Genomic DNA, 21956 nt, shown 5'->3' on the forward strand with positions numbered 1-21956 from the left:
CTCGTCTGCCACCGGTCAGGTGCCATGTAAGGCCTGACGGTGAAATCCACGGTGTCAAATGAGCGGTAGGCTAGCCACGACGTTACGAAACGAGGGCCTACCTCATCCGCAGGCATTACACATCACGTTGCAGCGACGTGTGGGGACAGGAGCGCGGATACTGTATCGTATCCCCGCACACCGAACCTAGTAGAAATTGAATCCTGCAGCATAACTGTGGAAGGTGCGAGCACTGGATGGACGCTTGGCGCGTCGCTTCCGCAAGCATCCGCGTCATGAGGTGCGTGCGGAGGAAAGCGCACTCAAGTGACCGTCATTCCCGCCTTCGCGGGAATGACGTGTTAATGGTACTTAGAAGGTCTCCCACTCCGCAACCGCGGCACCCCGCTTCGCCGCCTTCGGCTTCGCGGCTACCACCGGCAAGCGCTGTCCAGTCGCCGCCCTGGCCGCGGCCTTGCGCGGCGCGCCGGCCGCCATCTCGACCTTGAACACAGCCACCATCTGCGCCAGGCGCTCCGCCTGCTCCTGCAGGCTGCCCGCCGCGCCGGCCGCTTCCTCTACCAGGGCCGCATTCTGCTGGGTGACCGAATCCATCTCGGTAATCGCATGGTTGATCTGGGTGATGCCGCCTTCCTGCTCGCGGCTGGCGCTGCTGATCTCGCCCATGATGTCGGTGACGCGCTGCACGCTGCTCACCACCTCGCTCATGGTGGCGCCGGCCTGGCCGACCAGCTGCGAACCCACGCTCACCTTGCCGACCGAATCGTCGATCAGCTGCTTGATCTCCTTGGCCGCCGAAGCCGAGCGCTGCGCCAGGCTGCGCACCTCGCTCGCGACCACCGCGAAACCGCGTCCCTGCTCGCCGGCCCGCGCGGCTTCGACGGCGGCGTTCAAGGCCAGGATATTCGTCTGGAAGGCGATGCCGTCGATGACGGCGATGATCTCGACGATCTTGCGCGATGCGACGTCGATGTCGCCCATGGTCTCGACCACGCGCGCCACCACCTCGCCGCCGCGGCGCGCCACGTCGGATGCGCTGGCGGCCAGCTGGTTCGCCTGCAGCGCATTCTCGGCGTTCTGGCGGACGGTCGAGGTCATCTCTTCCATCGACGACGCGGTCTCTTCGAGCGAACCGGCCTGCTGCTCGGTACGCGAAGACAATTCCAGGTTGCCGCTCGCGATCTCGTTGGCGGCAGTGGCGATCTCGTCGCTGCCCGTGCGCACGTCATGCACCAGCTTCGCCAGCGCCGCGTTCATCTCCTTCAGCGCCTGCATCATCTGGGCGGCTTCGTCGCCGCCCTGCACTTCAATGTGGCTGGTGAGGTCGCCCGAGGCCACCGTGCGCGCCACCTCGACCGCGCGGTTCAGCGGCCGCACCACCGAGCGGGTGATCAGCACCGCGGCGACGATCGCCAGCAGCATGGCAATGCCGGCCACGATGCCGATGACGCGCAGCGCGGTGCTATAAGTGCTTGCGGCTTCCGCGGCCAGTTCATCGAAGCGCCCGCCCTGGAATTCCGTCTGCTTGCGCAGGTTCGCGGCAAGCGCATGCAGGGCGTCGTAGGTCTTGCCGAACGCAAGGGCGCGCGCCTCGTCGAGTTTGTCTTCCTTCACCAGCGCCTGCACCTGGCCGACCAGCGCCATGTAGTCGCTGCGCAGGGGCACCGAATCCGCCAGCAGGCCTTTGCCGGTAGGCGTCACCAGCAGCGGCTGGAGTTCCTGCAGCGCCTTGTCGGCCGCGGCCATGTTCGCGGCCAGGCGAGAGCTGGCGGCTTCGCGGGCGGCGGGATCGGTGACGGCGACCAGCTGGCCGACCCGCCCCATGCTGCCGCGTACGTTGTCGAGCGCGACGTTGGCCAGTCGGACACGGGTAGCCGCTCGCTTGGCCAGCTCGTCCGTGCCGTCATGGAGCTTGTCCAGCGATTTGGCGCCGACAAATGCCAGCAGCAAGATAAAAATGAGCTGCAGACCAAAACCCAGGCGCAGCCGGTTTGCGATGTTCAGATTCAGAAAATTCATATCGACCGAAAAATGGATGTGCGTAGCCATGCGCGCGATCTCATACGCTCACGGAAGATGACAAATGGAGTTGTTCGGGATGGCCGGCGGGGCATTGGACGGCGCATCTGGGGCTATTGCCGCAGTGCACCAAGGCTATCGCAATTTTTTCTTTAATGCAATTAGCTAGTAGAAAGTTTGTGAGTCGTTTGCAACTACCAAAAAACAAAGCCGGCACAAGGCCGGCTTTGTGTCGCTACCGATGAAAGAATCGATCAGTAGTCGCGGCTGCGGCCGCCCAGAAGCTTGGCCAGCAGGAAGCCCACGCCGGCAGCGATGGCGATGGCCTTTTCCGGATTGTTACGCACGTACTCGCGACCCTGGTCCATGTACTGGCCGTAGGCATCGGTCAGCTGTTCCTTGCGCTGGCCCAGGCTGGCGCCGGTGCCGCTCAGCATGCCTTGCAGCTTGTCCACGCCTGCGTGGGCAGTCGTTGCCAGGCGGTCGACGACCGGCTGCACGCTGTTGACGGCCTTGTCGACCATCGGCTTGGCGGCATCCGCAGCCTGGTCGATTTTGGAGTGCAGGTCCTGGGCCTTCTGCTCGGCCATGCCCTGGGCTTTGGCAGCCATGTCCTTCATGTCGCCGCCGGTGCCCGAGCCGGTGCTGGCGCCCGCGCCCATGCCGCTCTGGCTGCTGCCGCTCGAACCGCCCATGCTGGAGCCCTTGTCGGAGCCGGACGAGCTGGCGCTCATCGAGCCCATCGAGCCTGCGCCTTGCGACGACGACGGCGAGGAACCGGCATTGCTGGTGCCGCCCACGGCGCCGGTGCTGGATGCGGTGGCGCCGCCGGTGCTGGAGCCGGTCGAAGTGGTTTGATCCTTGCCCTGGTTCAGCTGGGTGCTCTTGTTCAGGCTGCCCGAGTTGCTCGAGCTGCCCTGGTTACCTGCGTTGCTGCCTTTTGCTTCGCTCGACTTTTGATTATCCATGATGTCTTCCTTCGTAAAATTTTGACCAACGCGGAACAGACCAATACTCGACCATCAACACATTGACCCTGAACACTTTCAGGAGTTCCGCGCGTAGGGATGATCCATTTCGCGTTAACTGGGTTAAGCCGCGATGCCGGTTCGACACCGGTTACGCGGCGTCGCAATACAAAAAATATAACTTTCGGTCGACGGGGACTGTGCGCTGACTAACAGAGCTGTGGGAAGACGGGGAAAGAGCGCTGTAGAAAACAAAAAAGGGGCACATGCGAAAACATGTGACCCTTTTCTTGAATCTAATCCTTGGTGCCGCTGACCGGAATCGAACTGGTGACCTTCGCATTACGAATGCGCTGCTCTACCGACTGAGCTACAGCGGCGGGGAGTCGTATTCTAACAAACAACTACGCAAACTTGCTAGTCCGGCTCGGCAATTTTGCGTAGTCGGCAAGAAATCACTCCTGGTGGTAGCTCGTGACGCGCTCCACTTCGCTCTTCGAACCCAGGAACACCGGCACGCGCTGGTGCAGCTTGGTCGGCGGGATGTCGAGGATGCGCTGGCGGCCGTCGGTGGCGGCGCCGCCGGCCTGCTCGACGATGAAGGCCATCGGGTTGGCTTCGTACATCAGGCGCAGCTTGCCCGGCTGCGAAGGATCGCGCAGGTCGGCCGGGTACATGAAGATGCCGCCGCGGTTCAGGATGCGGTGCACGTCGGCCACCATCGAGGCGATCCAGCGCATGTTGAAGTCCTTGCCGCGCGGGCCGGTCTTACCAGCCAGCATTTCGGAGACGTAGCGCTGCACCGGCGGATACCAGTGGCGCTGGTTCGACATGTTGATGGCGAATTCCTTGGTCTCTTCCGGGATCTGCAGGTTCTTCTGGGTCAGGACCCAGGAACCCATCTCGCGGTCCAGCGTGAAGCAGTTGACGCCGGCGCCGGTGGTCAGCACCAGCATGGTCTGCGGGCCGTAGACGGCGTAGCCGGCCGCGACCTGCTTGGCGCCGGCCTGCATGAAGTCGGCTTCGGTCGGGGCGGTCATGCCTTCCGGGGCCTTCAGCACCGAGAAGATGGTGCCGATCGAGACGTTGACGTCGATGTTCGAGGAGCCGTCCAGCGGATCGAACAGCAGCATGTATTCGCCCATCGGGTAGCGGTTCGGGATCGGGTGGATCGATTCCATCTCTTCCGAGGCCATGGCCGCCAGGTGGCCGCCCCACTCGTTCGCTTCGAGCAGGATTTCGTTCGAGATCACGTCGAGCTTCTTCTGCACTTCGCCCTGGATGTTCTCGGTGTTGGCGCTGCCCAGGATATCGCCGAGGGCGCCCTTGCCGACCGAGTGGCTGATGGTCTTGCAGGCGCGCGCCACCACCTCGATCAGGAGGCGCAGCGATGCCGGGATGTTGTTGTGGAGACGCTGTTCCTCAACGAGGTATTGGGTCAGGCTGACACGTTTCATGGACTTCCTTTGGTTTGTAATTAATTAGCGAGTGCTTTCGACACCACTTCGCGCACGTCGTTCGACAGTTTCGTCTGGCCGGCCACCTGCTGCAGCGCCTTCTTCATGTGCTCCTGCAGCGCCGGCGAATAACGGCGCCAGCGGTCCATGGCGCGCGACAGGCGGCTGGCAACCTGCGGGTTCAGCGCATCCAGCGCGATCACCTGCTCGGCCCAGAAGGCGTAGCCGCTGCCGTCCGGGGCGTGGAACTGCACCGGGTTGCCGGTGCAGAAGGCGGCGACCAGGCTGCGCGCGCGGTTCGGATTGCGCAGCGTGAAGGCCGGGTGCTTCATCAGCTCGCGCACGGCCGCAAGGTCGGTGGTCGAGGCGGTGGCCTGCATCATGAACCACTTGTCGACCACCAGCGCCTCGCCCTGGAACTCGTCGTAGAAGCGCTGCAGCGCCTCCGGGGCGATTGGGGCGCGGGCATGCACCAGGGCGCCCAGCGCCGCGATGCGGTCGGTCATGTTGTCGGCTTCGTCGAACTGGCGCTCGGCCAGGGCCAGCGACTCCGCGTCAGGGGCTGCGCACAGGTAGGACAGGGCCAGGTTCTTCAGCGCGCGCTTGCCGATCGAGGCGGCGTCCGGGCTGTACTCGCCCGGCGTCTGGTTGGCCTGGTACTGGGCCAGCAGCTCCTCGCGCAGGCGGGCGCCGATGTCGGCGCGCACGAACTGGCGCGCGGTGTGGATGGCCAGCGGGTTCACCACGTCCAGCTGGTCGGCGATCATGGTCTCCGACGGCAGCAGCAGGGCCTGTTCGCGGAAGGCCGGGTCGAGGCTCTCGTCGGCCAGCATCTTGCGCATCGCTTCGATGAAGACGTCGTCCAGGTCCAGGCCATCCGGACCGCCGTTGGCGCCGGCCATGCCGGTCAGTTTCAGCAGGCGGCCCATCGCCAGGCGCTGGCCGGCTTCCCAGCGGTTGACCGGGTCGCTGTCGTGGCTGAACAGGTGGACCAGCTCGGCGTCGCTGTAGCCGTGCTTCAGGACCACCGGGGCCGAGAAGTCGCGCAGGATCGAGGGCGTGGGCTGCTCCGGTACCTCGGTGAAGACGAAGGTCTGATCCGCTTCCGTCAGTTCCAGCACGGCGGTGGTGCCCTTCTGCTGGCCGTCAATGGTCAGCGGCAGGTCGCGCCCGTCCTTGCCCAGCAGGCCGACGGCCACCGGAATATGAAAGGGCAGCTTCTCGGCCTGGCCCGGAGTCGCCGGGCAGGACTGGATCAGGCGCAGCTCGTAGGTGCGGGCGGCTTCGTCGTAGCGGGTCTCGGCCTGCACGATGGGGGTGCCGGCCTGGCTGTACCAGCGCTCGAACTGGGTCAGGTCGCGACCGTTGGCGTCGGCCATCGCCATGCGGAAATCGTCGCAGGTGACGGCTTGGCCGTCGTGGCGGGCGAAGTACAGGTCCATGCCCTTGCGGAAGCCTTCGCGGCCCAGCAGGGTCTGGTACATGCGGACCACTTCGGCGCCCTTCTCGTACACGGTGACGGTGTAGAAGTTATTGATCTCGACGAAGGAGTCGGGGCGCACCGGGTGGGCCATCGGGCCGGCGTCTTCCGGGAACTGGGCCTGGCGCAGGGTGCGCACCTGGTCGATGCGGGTCACGGCGCGGCCGGTGTCCGTATCGATCATGTCGGCCGAGAATTCCTGGTCGCGGAACACGGTCAGGCCTTCCTTCAGCGACAGCTGGAACCAGTCGCGGCAGGTCACGCGGTTGCCGGTCCAGTTGTGGAAGTATTCGTGGCCGACCACGGCTTCGATGCCCTGGAAGTCGATGTCGGTGGCGACGCGCGGATTGGCCAGCACGAACTTGGTGTTGAAGATGTTCAGGCCCTTGTTCTCCATCGCGCCCATGTTGAAGTCGCCGACGGCGACGATCATGAAGCGGTCGAGGTCGAGCTCGAGGTCCCAGCGCTCTTCATCCCAGCGGATACTGCGCTTGAGCGACTGCATCGCGTAATCGGTCTTGTCGAGGTTGCCCTCTTCCACCCACACCTGGAGTAATGCCGTGCGGCCGTCCTGGAGCTTGAATTCTTCCTCCTGGCACACCAGGCGCGCGGCCACCAGCGCGAACAGGTAGGACGGCTTCTTGAACGGGTCTTCCCACTTGGCGTAGTGGCGGCCGTCGGGCAGCTCACCCTCCTCGACCAGGTTGCCGTTCGAGAGCAGGACCGGGAATTTTTGCTTGTCGGCGCGCAGCATCACCATGTACTTGGCCATCACGTCCGGACGGTCGGGGAAGAAGGTGATGCGGCGGAAGCCCTCGGCTTCGCATTGGGTGTAGAAATTGCCGTTCGAGACGTAGAGGCCGCTGAGGGTCGTATTGTTCTCGGGAACGCAGATGGTCTCGATCTCCAGCGTCACGCTGTCCGGCGCGTCCGGGATGCGCAGGATGCTGCCTTCGATCGCGTAGGCGCCCTCGTCCAGGGTCCTGCCGTTCAGGCGGATCGCCACCAGCTCGATATCTTCGCCGTACAGTTCGATGTCGCGCCGGATGCTGTCCGGATTGCGCTGCATCGTCATGCGGTTGGCGACGATGGTGCGGGCGGGATCGAGGTCGAAGCCGAGTTCCACGGTGTCGACCAGGTAGGTGGGAGCCGTGTAGTCCTTACGGTAGATAGTCTGGGGCGTATCGGTGCGCATGGTTGGGGTCCGCGAACGATGGTGGAATGAATGCTTATTTTACCAATAGCGGCGGCATGCTTCGATTCCCTGTTTTCGGAACGATGTCCATGTATCGCACTGTAGCTGCCGTAAGCACTCGTAAATGTGTTTCCGTAAATTGAACAGGGGCGGTAAGCTGTACCCCTGAGAAATTCCGATTGACGAAAAGACAGCCAGATGGAGCAAGTCATGAAACGCACAATGATCACGGCGGTGGCATCGCTGAGCCTGCTGCTGGGCGGCTGCGCGACCACGATCCGCAGTGACGTCACCACCTTTCACCAATGGCCGGCGCAGATCGCCGACAAGAGCTATGCCTTCGAGGCGCCGGCCCCGCAGGACAACACCCTGGAGCTGCAAAACTACCAGAACCTGGTGCGCGGCCAGCTGACGCGCCTCGGCTTCCATGAGGCGCCGCAAGCGCCGGCCATGAAGGTGGCGGTGCGCTTCGTCACGGTCGACGTGCCGACCCAGGTGATCTACCCGTCGTATGCGCCCTTCTACCCGTATTCGGCGCGCTTCGGCTACGGCGGCTTGCGCCGTGGCTACTGGGGCCGCGGCCTGTACAGTCCCTTCTACGACCCCTTCTGGGGCCCGGTGCCGCGCTACGAGGTCGAGGAAGAGCACCGCTACCACCGCCAGGTGCAGGTCGCGATCACCTCGGTGGCCGACAACAAACGCCTGTTCGACGTCACGGTGCGCAATGTGAGCAAGACCATGTCGACGCCGGCGGTGATGCCGGCGCTGGTGCAGAGCGCGTTCGAAGGTTTCCCCGGGCCGAACGGCGGCGCGCGGGTGATCGAGTTGAAGCAGGAGCCGCGGAACGGTTGAGCCGAAGCCGCAAACGACAAAGCCGGGGTCGGAATGCCGCCCCGGCTTTTTTGTTGGCCGCGAAGGCGTCAGCCGGCCTTGCGGCGGCGCGCGGCGGCCAGGCCGGCCAGGCCCAGACCCATCAGGCCGAGGCTGAGCGGTTCGGGCACGTCGGTGCTGTCGATCCGGAAGGCGTAGTTAACCAAGTTCCGGCCGTAGGCGTTATCCATGACCATTGCCGAGCTGTCGCCCGTGGCGTCGTACTTGCCGAGCTCGCCGCCATCCACGCGGTAGTCCTGTGCGAACATTCCCGTGCCGACGCCCAGTCGGTCATACCATGCCATCCGGTTGATCGTGCCGGCATCGTCGCCCAAAGTCGAGATCAGGTAGTCGCTCGCGAGGCCGCCGAACAGCGCTGCGGCGGCTTCCTGGGCGGTATAGGTGGGCGGTTTGGCCTGCCAATCCTCGCCGCTGAACAGATTCCACGCACCCACGTAGATCGGGGCTGCAAAAGCCGACGCAGCGGAGCCAGCCAGCACGGCGGCAGCTAGCAGTTTTTTCGTCAGTCTCATATGGCTCTCCCCTGGTTATAGTCAACCCGGCAGGGCAAGCACAATATGTGCCACAAGGAAATAAGTGAATAAATTCAATTATTTACATCGATAGGGAGCCACAATCCAAACAGAACTGTAAGAAATTTCGACAGTCCGGTGCGGCACGCCGCACCGGCGCAGGCTAGGCAAGATAGGTTTCCGACAGCACGGTAATCGCCACGATCAGCAGGATGGCCAGCGCCAGCACCGCCAGCAGGCGCCCGAAGCGTGGGCTGTCGCCCTGCTGCGGTTCGATGGGTGGATCGTTATCGTCGCTGAACTCTCTCATGGCGGTCATGGCAGCAGGATGGTTTTACCGGTGGTGCGCCGCGATTCCAGCGCGATGTGGGCTTGCGCCGCATCCGCCAGCGGGAAGCGCTGGTGGATCTCGATCTTGACCTGGCCGCTGGCGACCATCTGGAACAGGTCGGCGGCCATCGCTTCCAGGTCTTCGCGCTTCGCCGCATAGGTCTGCAGCGTCGGGCGCGTGATGTAGAGCGAACCGCGCGAGGCCAGCTCACTCAGCGCGAACGGCGGCACCGCGCCGGACGAGTTGCCGAAGCTGACCATCAGGCCGCGCGGCGCCAGGCAGTCGAGCGAACGGATGAAGGTGTCCTTGCCTACCGAATCGTAAACCACCGGCACCTTGGCGCCATTCGTGATCTCGAGCACGCGCTGCACCACATCCTCGGTGTTGTAGTTGATGACGTGGGCGGCGCCGTGGCTTCTCGCCAGCTCCGCTTTCTCGTTTGCCCCCACCGTACCGATCAGGTTCACGCCCATCGCGCGCGCGCACTGGCAGGCGATCAGGCCGACGCCGCCGGCCGCCGCGTGGAACAGGATGGTGTCGCCGGCCTTCAGCGGATAGGTCTGGCGGAACAGGTACTGCACCGTCAGGCCCTGCAGCATCATCGCGGCGCCGGTCTCGAAGTCGATCCCGTCGGGCAGCTTGACCAGGATATCGGCCGGCATGGTGCGCAGCTCGCTGTAGGCGCCGTTCGGACGCGCCGCATAGGCCACGCGGTCGCCCGGCTTGACGTGGCTCACGCCCTCGCCCACCGCCTCGACCACCCCTGCCCCTTCATTGCCCAGGCCGCTCGGCAGCGTGGCCGGATACAGGCCGTTGCGGAAGTAGACGTCGATGAAGTTCAGGCCGATCGCATGGTTGCGCACGCGCGCTTCGCCAGGCCCGGGCTCGCCCACCTCGACGTCGACATACTCGAGCACCTCGGGACCGCCGGTGCGCGCATAACGGATCGCTTTCGCCATCTTCTCTTCTCCTCGTTCAGGACAGTTCGCTCAATCGGGTCAGGACCAGGCGCGCGCTCGAGACGTTGGTCGCGCAGGGGATGTTGTGCACGTCGCAGGCGCGCACCAGGGCGTTGATGTCGGGTTCGTGCGGCTGCGGCGTCATCGGGTCGCGCAGGAAAATCACGCAGTCGATCTCGCCGTTGACGAGGTGGGCGCCGATCTGCAGGTCGCCGCCCAGCGGACCGGAATGCATGCGCTCGACGTCGAGGCCGAGTTCATTGATGAGGCGTCCGCCAGTGGTGCCGGTGGCGGTCAGCTTGCAGCCGGCCAGGAACTCGCGGTATTCGCCGGCGAGCGCGATCATGTCGTCTTTTTTCTTGTCGTGCGCGATCAGGGCAATGCGTGGTTTCATAGAATCCCTTCAGGTTTTTTTAAGCGACAGCAGATAGATCCCCGCCAGCACCAGGCCGGTCCCGGCCAGCTGCACGGCCGTGATCGGCTCGCCCAGCAGCGCCCAGCCCAGGAACAGGGTGGACACCGGGCCGATCATGCCGGCCTGCGAGGCGGTCGGGGCGCCGATGCGCTGCACCGCGTTCATGGTCATGAAGACCGGGAAGATGGTACAGAATATCCCGTTCACGAGCGAGAGGCCGTAGACCTGCAGCGGCTGGATCAGCAGGCTGGCCGGACGGAGTATGAAGAACTGTGCGATGCAGGCCACGCTCGAGACGCACATCGCGTACGCGACCAGGCGCAGCGAGCCGATGCGCCGGACCATCTCGCCGGTGCCGAGCAGGTAGGCCGCGTAGGCCACCGCCGAGCCGAGCACGAGCAGCGAGCCGGTCACGATGCTGCCGGCGCCCGCGCCGAGGTCGTGCACGAACACCAGCACGATGCCGCAGTAGGACAGGCCCAGCGCCAGCCATTGGGCGGCGCCGATGCGGCGCTTCAGGAACACCGCGGTAATCAGGAGCACGAAGGTCGGGGTCAGGAACAGGATCAGCCGCTCCAGTCCGACCGAAATGTACTGCAGGCCCAGGAAATCGAGATAGCTGGACAGGTAGTAGCCGACCAGGCCCAGGCCCAGCAGGCGCCAGCGGTCCGAACTGGATAGCGGCGGCTGGGTGCGCATCTTCCAGATCGCCACAGCGGCAAACACCGGAAGTGAGAACAGCATTCTGAAGGCGATCAAGGTAACCGCATCGATGTGGTAACGGTACAGCAGTTTGGCGACTACGGCCTTCGTGGAAAACAAGACGGCGCCGGCGATGGCGATGGCGAGGCCGGCGATCAGGGTCGAACGTGGGACCTGCGCAACGGAAGTGTCGATTGCTGTTTTGCTCATCGGACGATTGTAGTGCGATTCAGGAATTCCGGCAGAGGACGGCTGCGAACGCCGGCCGGGCGCGACGGTCCAACCGCCGCTGACCCACTTGAAGCCGAGGATTCACATGAGCCACCTCAGGATCGCAGGCAGGAGCGCATCCACATGAGCAGCGCTGGCGGCATCGGGCGCAGCGGTTCCGAACGCACCGTCGTGCTCACCCTGCTGGGACTGCTCGCGGCCCTGTGCTGGGCTTACTTGCTGTATCGCGTCGGCCGCATGGCGCCGATCGGCCTCGGCGCGGCCGGAAAGAAGATCGCCGCGCCTTATCACGCGGCCGACCTGGTGCTGCTGTTCGCGCTCTGGGTGGTCGTGATCGCGGCCATGATGCTGCCGGCGGCGGCGCCCTCGGTGCTGCTGTATGCGCGCGTCAAGCGCCTGTGGCGCGAACGCTGGATCTACCCGGGCATCCTGATGTTCGTGCTCGGCTACCTGTTCGTCTGGTGCTGCGGCGCGCTGGCGGCCACGCTGGCGGGCTGGATCCTGCACGACGCCGGCGCGCTGGACGAGAGCATGGCGATCGCCCACCCCACCGCAGGCGCGCTGGCGCTGGCGGCGGCCGGAGTCTACCAGTGGACGCCGGCCAAGCACGTCTGCCTGGACAACTGCCGCACGCCGCTGGCCTTCGTCCTGACCCACTGGCGGCGCGGGGCCTGGGGCGCGTTCCGGATGGGCGTCACCGATGCCCGCTACTGCATGGGCTGCTGCTGGCTGCTGCTGGCGCTGGTGCTGCCGGCCGGGGTGCTGAATCTGCCCGTGATCTGCGGCCTGATCGCCCTGATCCTGGCCGAAAAACTGCTGCCCGGCGGCCCCCTGCTGGCCTGCGCAACCGGGCTCGGACTGGTCGCCTGGGGCACTGCCCTGTTGTTTCCCTGACAGTTTTTGAGCAAGGGGGCTATGCTAAAATGCCGAGGATTAAATCCATACCGTCTAAGGGAATCTCGACATCATGGCTGGACACAGCAAATGGGCCAATATCAAGCATAAGAAGGCCGCCACCGACGCAAAACGCGGCAAGATCTGGACTCGACTGATCAAGGAAATCACGGTCGCTGCCCGCATGGGCGGCGGCGACGCGGCAACCAACCCGCGCCTGCGCCTGGCCATCGACAAGGCGGCCGACGCGAATATGCCGAAGGATAACGTCACTCGTGCCGTGCAGCGCGGCTCGGGCGGCCTGGAAGGCGTCAACTACGAAGAAATCCGCTACGAAGGCTACGGCATCGGCGGCGCGGCGATCATCGTCGACTGCATGACCGACAACCGCGTACGCACCGTGGCCGAAGTCCGCCACGCCTTCAGCAAATACGGCGGCAACATGGGCACCGAGGGTTCGGTCTCCTTCATGTTCAAGCACGTCGGCCAGTTCCTGTTCGCGCCGGGCGTCGACGAAGACAAGCTGATGGAAGCCGCGCTGGAAGCCGGCGCCGACGACGTCATCGCCGACGACGAAGGCGGCTTCGAAGTGCTGTGCGACCCGAACGCCTTTGCGGGCGTCAAGGATGCGCTGGAAAAGGCCGGCTTCAAGGCCGATTCCGCCGAAGTGATCATGAAGCCGGACGTCGAAACCGTCTTCACCGGCGAAGATGCGCAGAAGATGCAGAAACTGCTCGACGTCCTGGAGAACCTGGACGACGTGCAGGAAATCTACACCAACGCCGTCATCGAAGAGTAATTGGGACGAAACTGAGCATGAAAATCCTGGTAGTCGGCTCTGGTGGCCGTGAACACGCACTGGCCTGGAAACTGGCCCAATCCGACCGCGTCCAGATGGTCTATGTCGCCCCCGGCAACGGCGGTACGGCACGCGATCCGCGCCTGATCAACATCGACATCACGGACCCGGCCGCACTGGCCGACTTCGTGGTGGCCGAGCACATCGCCCTGACCCTGGTGGGTCCGGAAGCGCCGCTGGCGGCCGGCATCGTCAACATCTTCCGCGCGCGCGGCCTGAAGGTGTTCGGCCCGACCCGCGAGGCAGCCCAGCTGGAAAGCTCGAAGGACTTCGCCAAGGCCTTCATGGAGCGCCACGGCATCCCGACCGCGAAGTACCAGACCTTCTCCGACGCCGCCCAGGCCCACGCCTACATCGACGCCAACGGCGCACCGATCGTCATCAAGGCCGACGGCCTGGCGGCCGGCAAGGGTGTCGTCGTCGCGATGACGCTGGAAGAAGCGCACCAGGCGGTCGACCACATGCTGTCGGATAACCGCTTCGGCGACGCCGGCGCGCGCATCGTGATCGAGGAATTCCTGGCCGGCGAGGAAGCCAGCTTCATCGTCATGTGCGACGGCAAGAACGTGCTGGCGCTGGCCACCTCGCAGGACCACAAGCGCCTGAAGGACGGCGACCAGGGCCCGAACACGGGCGGCATGGGCGCCTACTCGCCGGCGCCGATCGTGACGCCGTCGATGCACGCGCGCGTGATGCGCGAGATCATCAACCCGACCATCCAGGGCATGGCCAAGGACGGCATCCCCTACACCGGCTTCCTGTACGCCGGCCTGATGATCGATGCCAATGGCACCCCGAAGACGCTGGAATTCAACTGCCGCATGGGCGACCCGGAAACCCAGCCGATCATGGCGCGCCTGAAGAGCGACTTCGTGACGGTGCTGGAACACGCCTGCAACGGCACGCTCGACACCGTCGAACTCGAATGGGACCGCCGCACCGCGGTGGGCGTGGTGATGGCGGCCGGCGGCTATCCGGACGACCCGGTCAAGGGCGACGTCATCGACGGCATCCCGGCCGAGACGCCGGAATGCGTCACCTTCCACGCCGGCACCCGCATCGTCGGCGGCACCCTGCAAACCTCGGGCGGCCGCGTGCTGTGCGTGGTGGGCCTGGGCGACAGCGTGAAGATGGCGCAGAAGCAGGCTTACGAGACCGTCGAGAAGATCCACTTCAACGGCGCCCAGTACCGCCGCGATATTGGGTGGCGTGGGGTGAAGCAGTAAGTTTTACTGCTTGCTTCAATAAATGCGGGGCGTTGCTGGAAGGCGGCGCCCCGTTTTTTGTTACCCGTCGTCCCCGCGAAGGCGGGGACCCAAGTTTGTAAATTAAGTCGCAATCTCATCAAACAAGTCACGCGAATCAGGATTCATCCGCTGGATAAGCTTGACCTTCCAATCCCGATTCCACTTCTTGACCTGCTTCTCCCGCTTGATTCCTTCCAGAATCTCAGAATGAACTTCGAACCAGACGAGCTGCTTCACTCCATACTGCTTAGAAAATCCCTCGACGATGCCCGCGCGATGTTCCCATACGCGTTTGATGAGATTTGAGGTCACCCCAGTATAGAGAGCGCCATAAGGCGCGCTTGCCAGGATGTAGACGTAGCTTGATTTGTCCATCGCTGCATCGTCGCATTTTCAATCGCTTTTACGATGATGGTTGTCAATGATGCGCCGCGGGTGCGCGCCGAACTTGGATTCCCGCCTTCGCGGGAATGACGGCGACGCTGGCGGGGACGACAGCAATCCAGTAATGACGGTGGCAAGGGCAGTAGTGTACAATCCCCCGTTCATTTTTCAGCCCACACCCCATTCCCACATGTCCACCCCGAACCCTGCCGCCGTCAAGGCTTGGCTGCTCGACCTGCAGGCGCGCATCGTGCAGGCGCTCGAGGAAGTCGACGGCAAGCCGTTTTTGCGCGACACCTGGGAACGTGCCGAGGGCGGCGGCGGCATCTCGCGGCTGATCGAGGAAGGCAATGTGTTCGAGCGCGGCGGCGTGAATTTCTCGCACGTGCGCGGCGCCAGCCTGCCGCCTTCCGCGATGGCCGCGCGGCCGGAACTGGCGGGCCGTGCCTGGGAAGCGATGGGCGTCTCGCTGGTGCTGCACCCGCGTAATCCCTACGCGCCGACCGTGCACATGAACGTGCGCTTCTTCGAGGCGACCGCGGAAGGAAAAGAGCCGGTGTGGTGGTTCGGCGGCGGCATGGACCTGACGCCCTATTACGGCGTCGAAGAAGATGCGCGGCATTTTCACCGGGTCTGCCACGACGCCCTGGCGCCTTTCGGCGAGGACCTGCATCCGCGCTTCAAGCGCTGGTGCGACGATTATTTCTATCTGAAGCACCGCAAGGAAGCGCGCGGCGTCGGCGGTATCTTCTTCGACGACTTCAACGAGCTCGGTTTCGAGCAGTCGTACGCGCTGGTGCAAAAGGTAGGCAACGGTTTCCTCGATGCCTACCTGCCGATCGTCGCGGCGCGCAAGGACCAGCCTTATGGCGAGCGCGAACGCGAGTTCCAGGCCTACCGCCGCGGGCGCTATGTCGAGTTCAACCTGGTGTGGGACCGCGGCACCCTGTTCGGCCTGCAGTCGGGGGGACGCACCGAGGCGATCCTGATGTCGATGCCGCCGATCGTGAAATGGCGCTACGACTGGCATCCCGAACCGGGCAGCCCCGAGGCCGCGCTGTACAGCGACTTCCTTCCGCATCGGGATTGGCTGACCCCGTGAAGTTTTGCCTTGCCCTGTTGGGAGGCAGTTTCGACCCGGTGCATCACGGCCACGTCGCGCTGGCCGATCTGTTCGTGCACCTGCTTCACCCGGACGAGCTGCGCATCCTGCCGGCCGGGCAGCCGTGGCAAAAGAAGGCCGGCCTGGAGGCCGGCGATGCCGACCGCGTCGCGATGCTGAAACTGGCGTTCGACAAGGCCGCCATCAAGCCCGTGGTCGACACCCGCGAAATCGAGCGCGACACCCCGACCTACACGGTCGAGACCCTGCGCGAGCTGCGCGCCGAACTCGGACCCGATGCCTCGATCGTGTTCCTGATGGGCGCCGACCAGCTTCAGAAACTGGATAGCTGGGTCGACTGGCAGGATTTGTTCGCGCTGGCGAATTTCGGTGTCGCCGCCCGCCCCGGCTACGAACTCGATGCCGCGCTGCTTCCGCCCGCGGTGTCGCGGGAACTGGCGCCGCGTCTCGCCACCCCGCAAGAGGTACGCGAAAGCAAGGCGGGACGGGTCTGCCTGGTGCACACGCTGGCGGTCGATATCTCGGCCACCGAAGTGCGCGCAGCCCTGCACGCGGGCGCGGCCACGGACGCAACTGAGCGGGCAAAGCTAAGCGCGCTCCTTGCGCCGCAAGTGCTAGACTATATTCAACAACACAACTTATACAAGAGCTAATGGACATCAAGAAACTGCAATCGCTCGTCGTCGACGCCCTCGAAGACGTCAAGGGCCAGGACATCGCCCTGTTCGACACGACCAACCTGACCAGCCTGTTCGACCGCATCGCCGTCGTCTCGGGTACTTCGAATCGCCAGACCAAGGCGCTGGCCGCCTCGGTGCGCGACAAGGTCAAGGCAGCAGGCGGCGATGTCGTCGGCCTCGAAGGCGAAGACACCGGCGAATGGGTGCTGGTCGACCTGGGCGACATGATCGTCCACATCATGCAGCCGGCAATCCGCCAGTACTACCGTCTCGAAGAAATCTGGGGCGAGAAGCCGGTCAAGCTGGGCGCCGCCAAGCGCAAGTCGACCGTGGAAGGCCAGGAAGCCGCCGCGGCGCCGAAGGGCAAGGGCAAGCACCTGGCAGCCAACCAGGAACAGCCGGAAGCCAAGCCGGTGGTCGAGAAGAAGCCGGCCGCCAAGCGCGCTACCGCGGCATCGAAGGCCGCCGCCGGCGAAACCGCCGCTGCCAAGAAACCGGCCGCCAAGATCCCGACCGGCGCCCGCGTGAAAGTGGCTGTCTCGAAGACCGCCGCCGCCTCCGCCGCTGCCGCCAAGGCTGCCAAGGCCGCCGCACCGAAGCGCGCGACCAAGGCTGCAGCCCCGGCCGCCGAAGCACCGGCCAAGAAGGTCATCCGCCGCATCAAGAAGACTGAAGAGTAAACCGTTTCAATGCAGTTGATCATTGCCGCGGTCGGCCACAAGATGCCGGCCTGGATCGAGACCGGTTTCGCCGAGTACGTGAAGCGCATGCCGCCCGAGCTGCGCATCGTGCTCAAGGAAATCAAGCCGGTCGAACGTTCGGGCAGCAAGACCGCGGCCACCGCGATGGCGCTCGAGCGCGAGCGCATCGAAGCCGTGCTGCCGAAGGGGGTGCGCATCATCGCCCTCGACGAGCGCGGCAAGGACCTCACCAGCGTCGGCCTGTCGCAGCAGCTGGAAGCCTGGCAGCAGGATGGGCGCGACGTCGCCTTCCTGATCGGCGGCGCCGACGGCCTCGATCCCGAACTGAAAGCCCGCGCCGATGGGCTGATCCGCATTTCCAGCATGACGCTTCCGCACGGAATCGTGCGCGTGATGCTTGCGGAACAGTTATATCGTGCGTGGTCGATCACCCAAAACCACCCCTACCACCGCGTCTAGGAAGCCCGCTTCCTCTCCCGATGAAACTGCTCGATAAAAAAATCTACCTAGCCTCGAAGAGCCCGCGCAGGCGCGAACTGCTGCGCCAGGTCGGCGTGGAATTCGAACTGCTCAGCCTGCGTGCCGATTCGACGCGCGGTCCTGACGTCAGCGAGGCCGAGCATCCGGGCGAGGCGCCGCTCGATTATGTAGCCCGGGTAGCGCGCGAAAAGGGCGCGTTCGCCTGGAAGATCCTGGCCCTGCGCCGCATGCCGCTGCGTCCCGTGCTGTCGGCCGACACCACCGTCACCATCGACGGCCAGATCCTCGGCAAGCCGGCCAATACCGACGAAGCCGTCGCGATGCTGGAACGCCTGTCGGGCCGTACCCACCAGGTGCTGACCTCGATCGCGCTGCACCACATCGACCTGGCCGAACAAGTCACGCAGGTGTCGAACGTGCGCTTTGCGAAACTGAGCCCGGCCACCATCAAGGCCTATTGCGCCACCCCCGAGCCCTACGACAAGGCCGGCGCCTACGGCATCCAGGGCCTGGCGGCGCTGTTCATCGAGCATATCGAAGGCAGCCACTCGGGCATCATGGGCTTGCCGGTGTTCGAGACGGCGCAGCTGTTGAAGAAGGCTGGCGTCGAGTTCCTCTGAACACCCCTTCCTGCCCTCCGAAGGGCCCGGCCACCGTGTATGATGTCATCCTGAACAATAAACGCACGGCCGGGCCTCATGACTGAAGACATCCTGATCAATATCACCCCACAGGAAACGCGCGTGGCGTTGGTGGTACAGGGAGCCGTGCAGGAGCTGCACATCGAGCGGACGCTCACCCGCGGCCTGGCCGGCAATGTCTATTCGGGCAAGGTCGTGCGGGTACTGCCGGGGATGCAGTCCGCCTTCATCGACATCGGCCTGGAACGCGCCGCCTTCCTGCACGTGGCCGACATCTGGGAAGCCCGTCCGCACGACAACAATGGCGGCGGCAACGGCAACGCCGCTCCGACTCCCATCGAAAAAATCCTGTTCGACGGCCAGGTGCTGACAGTGCAGGTGATCAAGGACCCGATCGGCACCAAGGGCGCGCGCCTGTCGACGCAGATCTCGATTGCCGGGCGCATGCTGGTCTACCTGCCACAGGACAAGCACATCGGCATCTCGCAGAAGATCGAGAAGGAAACCGAGCGCGAAGCCCTGCGCGCGCGCATGCAGGGCCTGCTGCCGCCGGAGGAAAAAGGCGGCTACATCGTGCGCACCCAGGCCGAGGATGCCTCGGACGCCGACCTGGCGGCCGACATCGACTACCTGCGCAAGACCTGGAACGCGATCCTGCAGGGCGCACGCACCCGTCCCGCCACCAGCCTGCTGTACCAGGACCTGAACCTGGCCCAGCGCGTGCTGCGCGACTTCGTGCACGACGAAACGGCCGCCATCCTGGTCGACTCGCGCGAGAACTACCTGAAGCTGGTCGAATTCGCCCAGATCTACACGCCCAGCGTGCTGTCGCGTCTGCAGCATTACACCGGCGAGCGCCCGCTGTTCGACCTCTACGGCGTCGAAGAAGAAATCCTGCGCGCGCTGGGCCGCCGCGTCGACCTGAAGTCGGGCGGCTACCTGATCGTCGACCAGACCGAGGCGATGACGACCATCGACGTCAACACCGGCGGCTTCGTCGGCGGGCGCAACTTCGCCGACACCATCTTCAAGACCAACCTGGAGGCCGCGCACGCGATCGCGCGCCAGCTGCGCCTGCGTAACCTGGGCGGCATCATCATCCTCGACTTCATCGACATGGAGAACAACGAGCACCGCAACGCCGTGCTGGCGGAGCTCAAGAAAACCCTGTCGCGCGACCGCACCAAGGTGTCCGTCAGCGGCTTCTCGGCGCTGGGCCTGGTCGAGATGACGCGGAAGCGCACCCGTGAATCGCTGGCCCACATCCTGTGCGAGCCCTGCCCTGCCTGCAGCGGCAAGGGGCAAGTCAAAACCTCGCGCACGATCTGCTACGAAATCCTGCGCGAGCTGCTGCGCGAAGCCAAGCAGTTCAATCCGCGCGAGTTCCGCATCCTGGCCTCGCAGGAAGTGGTCGACCTGTTCCTCGAAGAAGAATCGCAGCACCTGGCGATGCTGGGCGACTTCATCGGCAAGAAAATCTCGCTGCAAGTCGAAAAAGGCTATCACCAGGAGCAGTACGACGTAATCCTGATGTGATCTTTACGCGTCAGGTTCGCCGACTGAATCTCATGCATTTGTCATAGTGTTCAGACGATGTTGCTGCTACAGGACAATACCGTTAAAAATCCAGATACGGCCAACGCAATTGGCGAGTTTGGACTACAATTTGTGACAATTTGCTGATATTTCGAGAGTTGGCGGTATCGCGTTTTCAGGCATATGCATGCAGAAGCGACCAGCCGACCGCTTGGCGCTGCCCTTGATGGCAGCGGTGGCGTAGGCTTGGAGCTGACTAGCGACCCGTAAGAGACAATGAACGACCCACTCATTCCATCCGACTTGCTGAAGAAGTCGGACAAGATCCTGTTCATCGCCCACCTGGCGTTGGGCGACTACACGTATCTGCAGAACTGCTTCCAGGCGTTCGCGCGGGCCTACCCGCACCTGAAGCTGCACCTGTGGGTCGACGAGGTCCGCCGCACCAGCGACGCGTCGCAATGGCCGCACCTGAAAAAGAACGTGCTGTACGACTGGCTCGACGCCTGCGAGTTCATCGACAAGACTTACAAGCAGAACTACTCGCCGGAGCTGTTCGAAGCCTCGATCAAGGAAGCCCGCGAGGAGCACTACCCGATCGTGGTCTCGCTCGGCACCCTGCGCCCGCACTTCTACGCCAACCTGGCGCGCCGCATCAGCCCGGACGGCTTCGTGGTCGGCCTGAAGAAGCCGATGCGCCTGTCCGGCCTGCCGCACTACTTCACCTACCGCAAGCTGGACGCCGCCCTCGATCCGGACGTGGCCGACCGCGCCGCCGCGCCGCACATCAGCGACGTGCACGCCGAATGGTTCCGCCAGCTGGCCGGGGTCGAGATCCCGCCGCGCGAACGGATTCCCTTCGTCCACATCCCGGAACGCTTCGTCGACGGCGCCAAGGCCCGCCTGCACGAATGGGGCTTCGACAAGCGCCAGGGCAAGCTGGTCTTCATCAACCCCTTCGCCAAGACCCGCAAGCGCTGCTGGCCGGTCGAGCGCGTGGCCGAACTGATCACCACCATGCGCGGGCAGCCGGAATGGCGCGACGCCTGCTTCATCGTCAACGCGGTGCCGCAGGAAGTCGAGCGCGTGAAGACCATGCTGGCCGAGCGAAAGCTGGACCGCACCGAGCTGTTCAGCGCCAACGAGAACTTCTTCCAGCTGCCGGCCATGCTGGCCCAGTGCGACCTGATCGTCTCGGTGGAAACCGCCGTGATGCACCTGGCGAACGCCGTCAGCGTGCCGGTGGTGGCGCTGATGCGCCAGAAGACGCCGGAATGGGCGCCGGTGGACAAGGCCAACAGCACCGTCATCACCGCGCATCAGCGGCGCGACTGGGTGAAGGCGATTCCGGTGCAGGATGTGATGCACGCGCTGGCGTGATTTTTTCGCGCGCTTGAAATGACGAGGGCCGCGATGCGGCCCTTTTGCTTTGCTTACCTGGCTGCCGACGGGAAGAACAACTGCTCCCCAGCCGGCTTGAACGCCGCGATCTTCGCCTGCCCCTCCGCCGACGTGATCCACTGGATCAGCTGCGTCGCGCCCTTGTAGTTCACGCCCTTGTGCTTCTCCGGGTTCACCGCAATGATGCCGTAGGGGTTGAACATGCGCTTGTCGCCTTCGACCAGGATCGCCAGGCCGGTCTTGGCTTTATAGGCGCCGTAGGTGGCGCGGTCGGTCAGGGTGTAGGCGTTCATCTCGGCCGCCATGTTCAGCACCTCGCCCATGCCCAGGCCTGCCGATACATAGTTCGAACCCTGCGGCCTGGCGCCCACCTCCTTCCAGTAGGCCTTCTCCATCACGTCGGTGCCGGAGTTGTCGCCGCGCGAGATGAACTTCACGTTGGTGGAGGCGATCTTTTTGAAGGAGGCCAGCACGTCGTGGCTGCCCTTGACGCCGGCCGGGTCGGCGTTTGGTCCGACCACGATGAAGTCGTTGTACATCACGTCGCGGCGGTCGATGCCCCAGCCCTCGGCCACGAACTTGTCTTCGAGCTGGCGCGCGTGCACCAGGGTCACGTCGACGTCGCCGTTCTTGCCCAGTTCCAGGGCCTTGCCGGTGCCGACCGAGATCACGTTGACCTTGATGCCGTACTTCTGCTCGAAGCTGGGCAGCAGGTAGGCCAGCAGGCCCGAGTTCTCGGTGCTGGTGGTGGTGGACAAACGTAGAACCTGCTGTGCCTGGGCCGGCGCGTACGACATCCCGATAGTGGTGCCCAGGACGAGGGCGATACTGAATAATCGGCGTTGCATGT

General features: G+C 64.3%; 22 protein-coding genes and 1 tRNA gene. 11 read left to right on the top strand and 12 right to left on the bottom strand.

All coding sequences use genetic code 11. From position 1 onward, the window contains the following. Positions 1 to 351: 351 nt before the first annotated feature. The 5 genes from AC07PE_RS05040 to pepN all read right to left on the bottom strand — a co-directional run bounded on the left by AC07PE_RS05040 (position 352) and on the right by pepN (position 7119). The gene (locus tag AC07PE_RS05040) at positions 352 to 2019 is read right to left on the bottom strand and encodes a methyl-accepting chemotaxis protein (RefSeq protein WP_498762170.1); all 1668 of its coding nucleotides are present in this window, start codon (positions 2017 to 2019) and stop codon (positions 352 to 354) included. 254 nt (positions 2020 to 2273) lie between these two features. After that, entirely contained in the window at positions 2274 to 2987 is a 714-nt protein-coding gene (locus AC07PE_RS05045) for an ElaB/YgaM/YqjD family protein (RefSeq protein WP_498762172.1), read from the bottom strand. A gap of 304 nt (positions 2988 to 3291) precedes the next feature. Further along, a tRNA-Thr gene (locus AC07PE_RS05050) sits at positions 3292 to 3367 on the bottom strand. 75 nt (positions 3368 to 3442) lie between these two features. Further along, positions 3443 to 4444 carry a class 1 fructose-bisphosphatase gene (locus AC07PE_RS05055; RefSeq protein ID WP_498762175.1) on the bottom strand — a complete coding sequence of 334 codons (1002 nt, stop codon included), beginning with the start codon at positions 4442 to 4444 and terminating at the stop codon, positions 3443 to 3445. Between the two features lie 20 nt (positions 4445 to 4464). Beyond that, positions 4465 to 7119: an aminopeptidase N gene (gene pepN, locus AC07PE_RS05060; protein ID WP_498762177.1), complete on the bottom strand. Its 2655-nt coding sequence runs from the start codon at positions 7117 to 7119 to the stop codon at positions 4465 to 4467. A 210-nt stretch (positions 7120 to 7329) separates the two neighbouring features. Here pepN and AC07PE_RS05065 point away from each other — a divergent pair, with 210 nt between their 5' ends. Further along, positions 7330 to 7971, top strand: coding sequence for a DUF4136 domain-containing protein (locus AC07PE_RS05065; RefSeq protein WP_498762179.1), 642 nt, complete (start codon positions 7330 to 7332; stop codon positions 7969 to 7971). 68 nt (positions 7972 to 8039) lie between these two features. On the opposite strand, the gene AC07PE_RS05070 is transcribed toward AC07PE_RS05065, so the two are convergent. From AC07PE_RS05070 to AC07PE_RS05090, 5 genes are all read right to left on the bottom strand, one after another. Then, complete coding sequence (locus AC07PE_RS05070; RefSeq protein ID WP_498762181.1) at positions 8040 to 8522, bottom strand: PEP-CTERM sorting domain-containing protein; 483 nt, start codon at positions 8520 to 8522, stop codon at positions 8040 to 8042. A gap of 163 nt (positions 8523 to 8685) precedes the next feature. Continuing rightward, positions 8686 to 8841: a hypothetical protein gene (locus tag AC07PE_RS05075; protein ID WP_498762183.1), complete on the bottom strand. Its 156-nt coding sequence runs from the start codon at positions 8839 to 8841 to the stop codon at positions 8686 to 8688. Further along, positions 8838 to 9812: a quinone oxidoreductase family protein gene (locus AC07PE_RS05080; RefSeq protein WP_498762185.1), complete on the bottom strand. Its 975-nt coding sequence runs from the start codon at positions 9810 to 9812 to the stop codon at positions 8838 to 8840. Before AC07PE_RS05080 ends, AC07PE_RS05075 begins: the two co-directional genes overlap by 4 nt. A 16-nt stretch (positions 9813 to 9828) precedes the next feature. Then, positions 9829 to 10206, bottom strand: coding sequence for a methylglyoxal synthase (locus AC07PE_RS05085; protein WP_498762187.1), 378 nt, complete (start codon positions 10204 to 10206; stop codon positions 9829 to 9831). A gap of 9 nt (positions 10207 to 10215) precedes the next feature. Next, the gene (locus AC07PE_RS05090) at positions 10216 to 11139 is read right to left on the bottom strand and encodes a DMT family transporter (protein WP_498762188.1); all 924 of its coding nucleotides are present in this window, start codon (positions 11137 to 11139) and stop codon (positions 10216 to 10218) included. Positions 11140 to 11283: 144 nt separating this feature from the next. Here AC07PE_RS05090 and AC07PE_RS05095 point away from each other — a divergent pair, with 144 nt between their 5' ends. From AC07PE_RS05095 to purD, 3 genes are all read left to right on the top strand, one after another. Then, positions 11284 to 12054, top strand: coding sequence for a DUF2182 domain-containing protein (locus tag AC07PE_RS05095; RefSeq protein ID WP_498762190.1), 771 nt, complete (start codon positions 11284 to 11286; stop codon positions 12052 to 12054). Between the two features lie 73 nt (positions 12055 to 12127). Further along, positions 12128 to 12853: a YebC/PmpR family DNA-binding transcriptional regulator gene (locus AC07PE_RS05100; RefSeq protein ID WP_498762192.1), complete on the top strand. Its 726-nt coding sequence runs from the start codon at positions 12128 to 12130 to the stop codon at positions 12851 to 12853. A gap of 17 nt (positions 12854 to 12870) precedes the next feature. Further along, the gene (gene purD / locus AC07PE_RS05105) at positions 12871 to 14139 is read left to right on the top strand and encodes a phosphoribosylamine--glycine ligase (protein WP_498762194.1); all 1269 of its coding nucleotides are present in this window, start codon (positions 12871 to 12873) and stop codon (positions 14137 to 14139) included. A gap of 102 nt (positions 14140 to 14241) precedes the next feature. Here the strand turns inward: purD and AC07PE_RS05110 are convergent, their stop codons facing one another. Then, the gene (locus tag AC07PE_RS05110; protein ID WP_498762196.1) at positions 14242 to 14535 is read right to left on the bottom strand and encodes a GIY-YIG nuclease family protein; all 294 of its coding nucleotides are present in this window, start codon (positions 14533 to 14535) and stop codon (positions 14242 to 14244) included. 199 nt (positions 14536 to 14734) lie between these two features. Here AC07PE_RS05110 and hemF point away from each other — a divergent pair, with 199 nt between their 5' ends. From hemF to AC07PE_RS05145, 7 genes are all read left to right on the top strand, one after another. Then, on the top strand, positions 14735 to 15646 hold the full coding sequence (gene hemF / locus AC07PE_RS05115) for an oxygen-dependent coproporphyrinogen oxidase (RefSeq protein ID WP_498762198.1): 912 nt from the start codon (positions 14735 to 14737) through the stop codon (positions 15644 to 15646). Further along, entirely contained in the window at positions 15643 to 16320 is a 678-nt protein-coding gene (locus tag AC07PE_RS05120; RefSeq protein WP_498762200.1) for a nicotinate-nucleotide adenylyltransferase, read from the top strand. The genes hemF and AC07PE_RS05120 overlap by 4 nt, the downstream gene beginning before the upstream one ends. Beyond that, on the top strand, positions 16320 to 17027 hold the full coding sequence (gene rsfS / locus AC07PE_RS05125; RefSeq protein WP_498762202.1) for a ribosome silencing factor: 708 nt from the start codon (positions 16320 to 16322) through the stop codon (positions 17025 to 17027). Before AC07PE_RS05120 ends, rsfS begins: the two co-directional genes overlap by 1 nt. Positions 17028 to 17036: 9 nt before the next feature. Then, on the top strand, positions 17037 to 17507 hold the full coding sequence (gene rlmH / locus AC07PE_RS05130) for a 23S rRNA (pseudouridine(1915)-N(3))-methyltransferase RlmH (RefSeq protein ID WP_075793150.1): 471 nt from the start codon (positions 17037 to 17039) through the stop codon (positions 17505 to 17507). 20 nt (positions 17508 to 17527) lie between these two features. Further along, positions 17528 to 18148, top strand: coding sequence for a Maf family protein (locus tag AC07PE_RS05135; RefSeq protein WP_498762204.1), 621 nt, complete (start codon positions 17528 to 17530; stop codon positions 18146 to 18148). A gap of 78 nt (positions 18149 to 18226) precedes the next feature. Continuing rightward, the gene (gene rng / locus AC07PE_RS05140; RefSeq protein ID WP_498762206.1) at positions 18227 to 19705 is read left to right on the top strand and encodes a ribonuclease G; all 1479 of its coding nucleotides are present in this window, start codon (positions 18227 to 18229) and stop codon (positions 19703 to 19705) included. 276 nt (positions 19706 to 19981) lie between these two features. After that, positions 19982 to 21085: a glycosyltransferase family 9 protein gene (locus AC07PE_RS05145; RefSeq protein WP_498762208.1), complete on the top strand. Its 1104-nt coding sequence runs from the start codon at positions 19982 to 19984 to the stop codon at positions 21083 to 21085. 53 nt (positions 21086 to 21138) lie between these two features. On the opposite strand, the gene AC07PE_RS05150 is transcribed toward AC07PE_RS05145, so the two are convergent. Continuing rightward, a complete protein-coding gene (locus tag AC07PE_RS05150; RefSeq protein ID WP_498762210.1) occupies positions 21139 to 21954 on the bottom strand; it encodes an ABC transporter substrate-binding protein in 816 nt (271 codons plus the stop codon). Positions 21955 to 21956: the final 2 nt, after the last annotated feature.

The sequence above is a fragment of the Telluria sp. GW821-FHT07G12 genome, from assembly GCF_059418525.1.

Coding starts and splice junctions, on each gene's coding strand:
- AC07PE_RS05040 (WP_498762170.1), bottom strand. CDS start 2,019: ATGAATTTTCTGAATCTGAACATCGCAAACCGGCTGCGCCTGGGTTTT.
- AC07PE_RS05045 (WP_498762172.1), bottom strand. CDS start 2,987: ATGGATAATCAAAAGTCGAGCGAAGCAAAAGGCAGCAACGCAGGTAAC.
- AC07PE_RS05055 (WP_498762175.1), bottom strand. CDS start 4,444: ATGAAACGTGTCAGCCTGACCCAATACCTCGTTGAGGAACAGCGTCTC.
- pepN (WP_498762177.1), bottom strand. CDS start 7,119: ATGCGCACCGATACGCCCCAGACTATCTACCGTAAGGACTACACGGCT.
- AC07PE_RS05065 (WP_498762179.1), top strand. CDS start 7,330: ATGAAACGCACAATGATCACGGCGGTGGCATCGCTGAGCCTGCTGCTG.
- AC07PE_RS05070 (WP_498762181.1), bottom strand. CDS start 8,522: ATGAGACTGACGAAAAAACTGCTAGCTGCCGCCGTGCTGGCTGGCTCC.
- AC07PE_RS05075 (WP_498762183.1), bottom strand. CDS start 8,841: ATGACCGCCATGAGAGAGTTCAGCGACGATAACGATCCACCCATCGAA.
- AC07PE_RS05080 (WP_498762185.1), bottom strand. CDS start 9,812: ATGGCGAAAGCGATCCGTTATGCGCGCACCGGCGGTCCCGAGGTGCTC.
- AC07PE_RS05085 (WP_498762187.1), bottom strand. CDS start 10,206: ATGAAACCACGCATTGCCCTGATCGCGCACGACAAGAAAAAAGACGAC.
- AC07PE_RS05090 (WP_498762188.1), bottom strand. CDS start 11,139: ATGAGCAAAACAGCAATCGACACTTCCGTTGCGCAGGTCCCACGTTCG.
- AC07PE_RS05095 (WP_498762190.1), top strand. CDS start 11,284: ATGAGCAGCGCTGGCGGCATCGGGCGCAGCGGTTCCGAACGCACCGTC.
- AC07PE_RS05100 (WP_498762192.1), top strand. CDS start 12,128: ATGGCTGGACACAGCAAATGGGCCAATATCAAGCATAAGAAGGCCGCC.
- purD (WP_498762194.1), top strand. CDS start 12,871: ATGAAAATCCTGGTAGTCGGCTCTGGTGGCCGTGAACACGCACTGGCC.
- AC07PE_RS05110 (WP_498762196.1), bottom strand. CDS start 14,535: ATGGACAAATCAAGCTACGTCTACATCCTGGCAAGCGCGCCTTATGGC.
- hemF (WP_498762198.1), top strand. CDS start 14,735: ATGTCCACCCCGAACCCTGCCGCCGTCAAGGCTTGGCTGCTCGACCTG.
- rsfS (WP_498762202.1), top strand. CDS start 16,320: ATGGACATCAAGAAACTGCAATCGCTCGTCGTCGACGCCCTCGAAGAC.
- rlmH (WP_075793150.1), top strand. CDS start 17,037: ATGCAGTTGATCATTGCCGCGGTCGGCCACAAGATGCCGGCCTGGATC.
- AC07PE_RS05135 (WP_498762204.1), top strand. CDS start 17,528: ATGAAACTGCTCGATAAAAAAATCTACCTAGCCTCGAAGAGCCCGCGC.
- rng (WP_498762206.1), top strand. CDS start 18,227: ATGACTGAAGACATCCTGATCAATATCACCCCACAGGAAACGCGCGTG.
- AC07PE_RS05145 (WP_498762208.1), top strand. CDS start 19,982: ATGAACGACCCACTCATTCCATCCGACTTGCTGAAGAAGTCGGACAAG.
- AC07PE_RS05150 (WP_498762210.1), bottom strand. CDS start 21,954: ATGCAACGCCGATTATTCAGTATCGCCCTCGTCCTGGGCACCACTATC.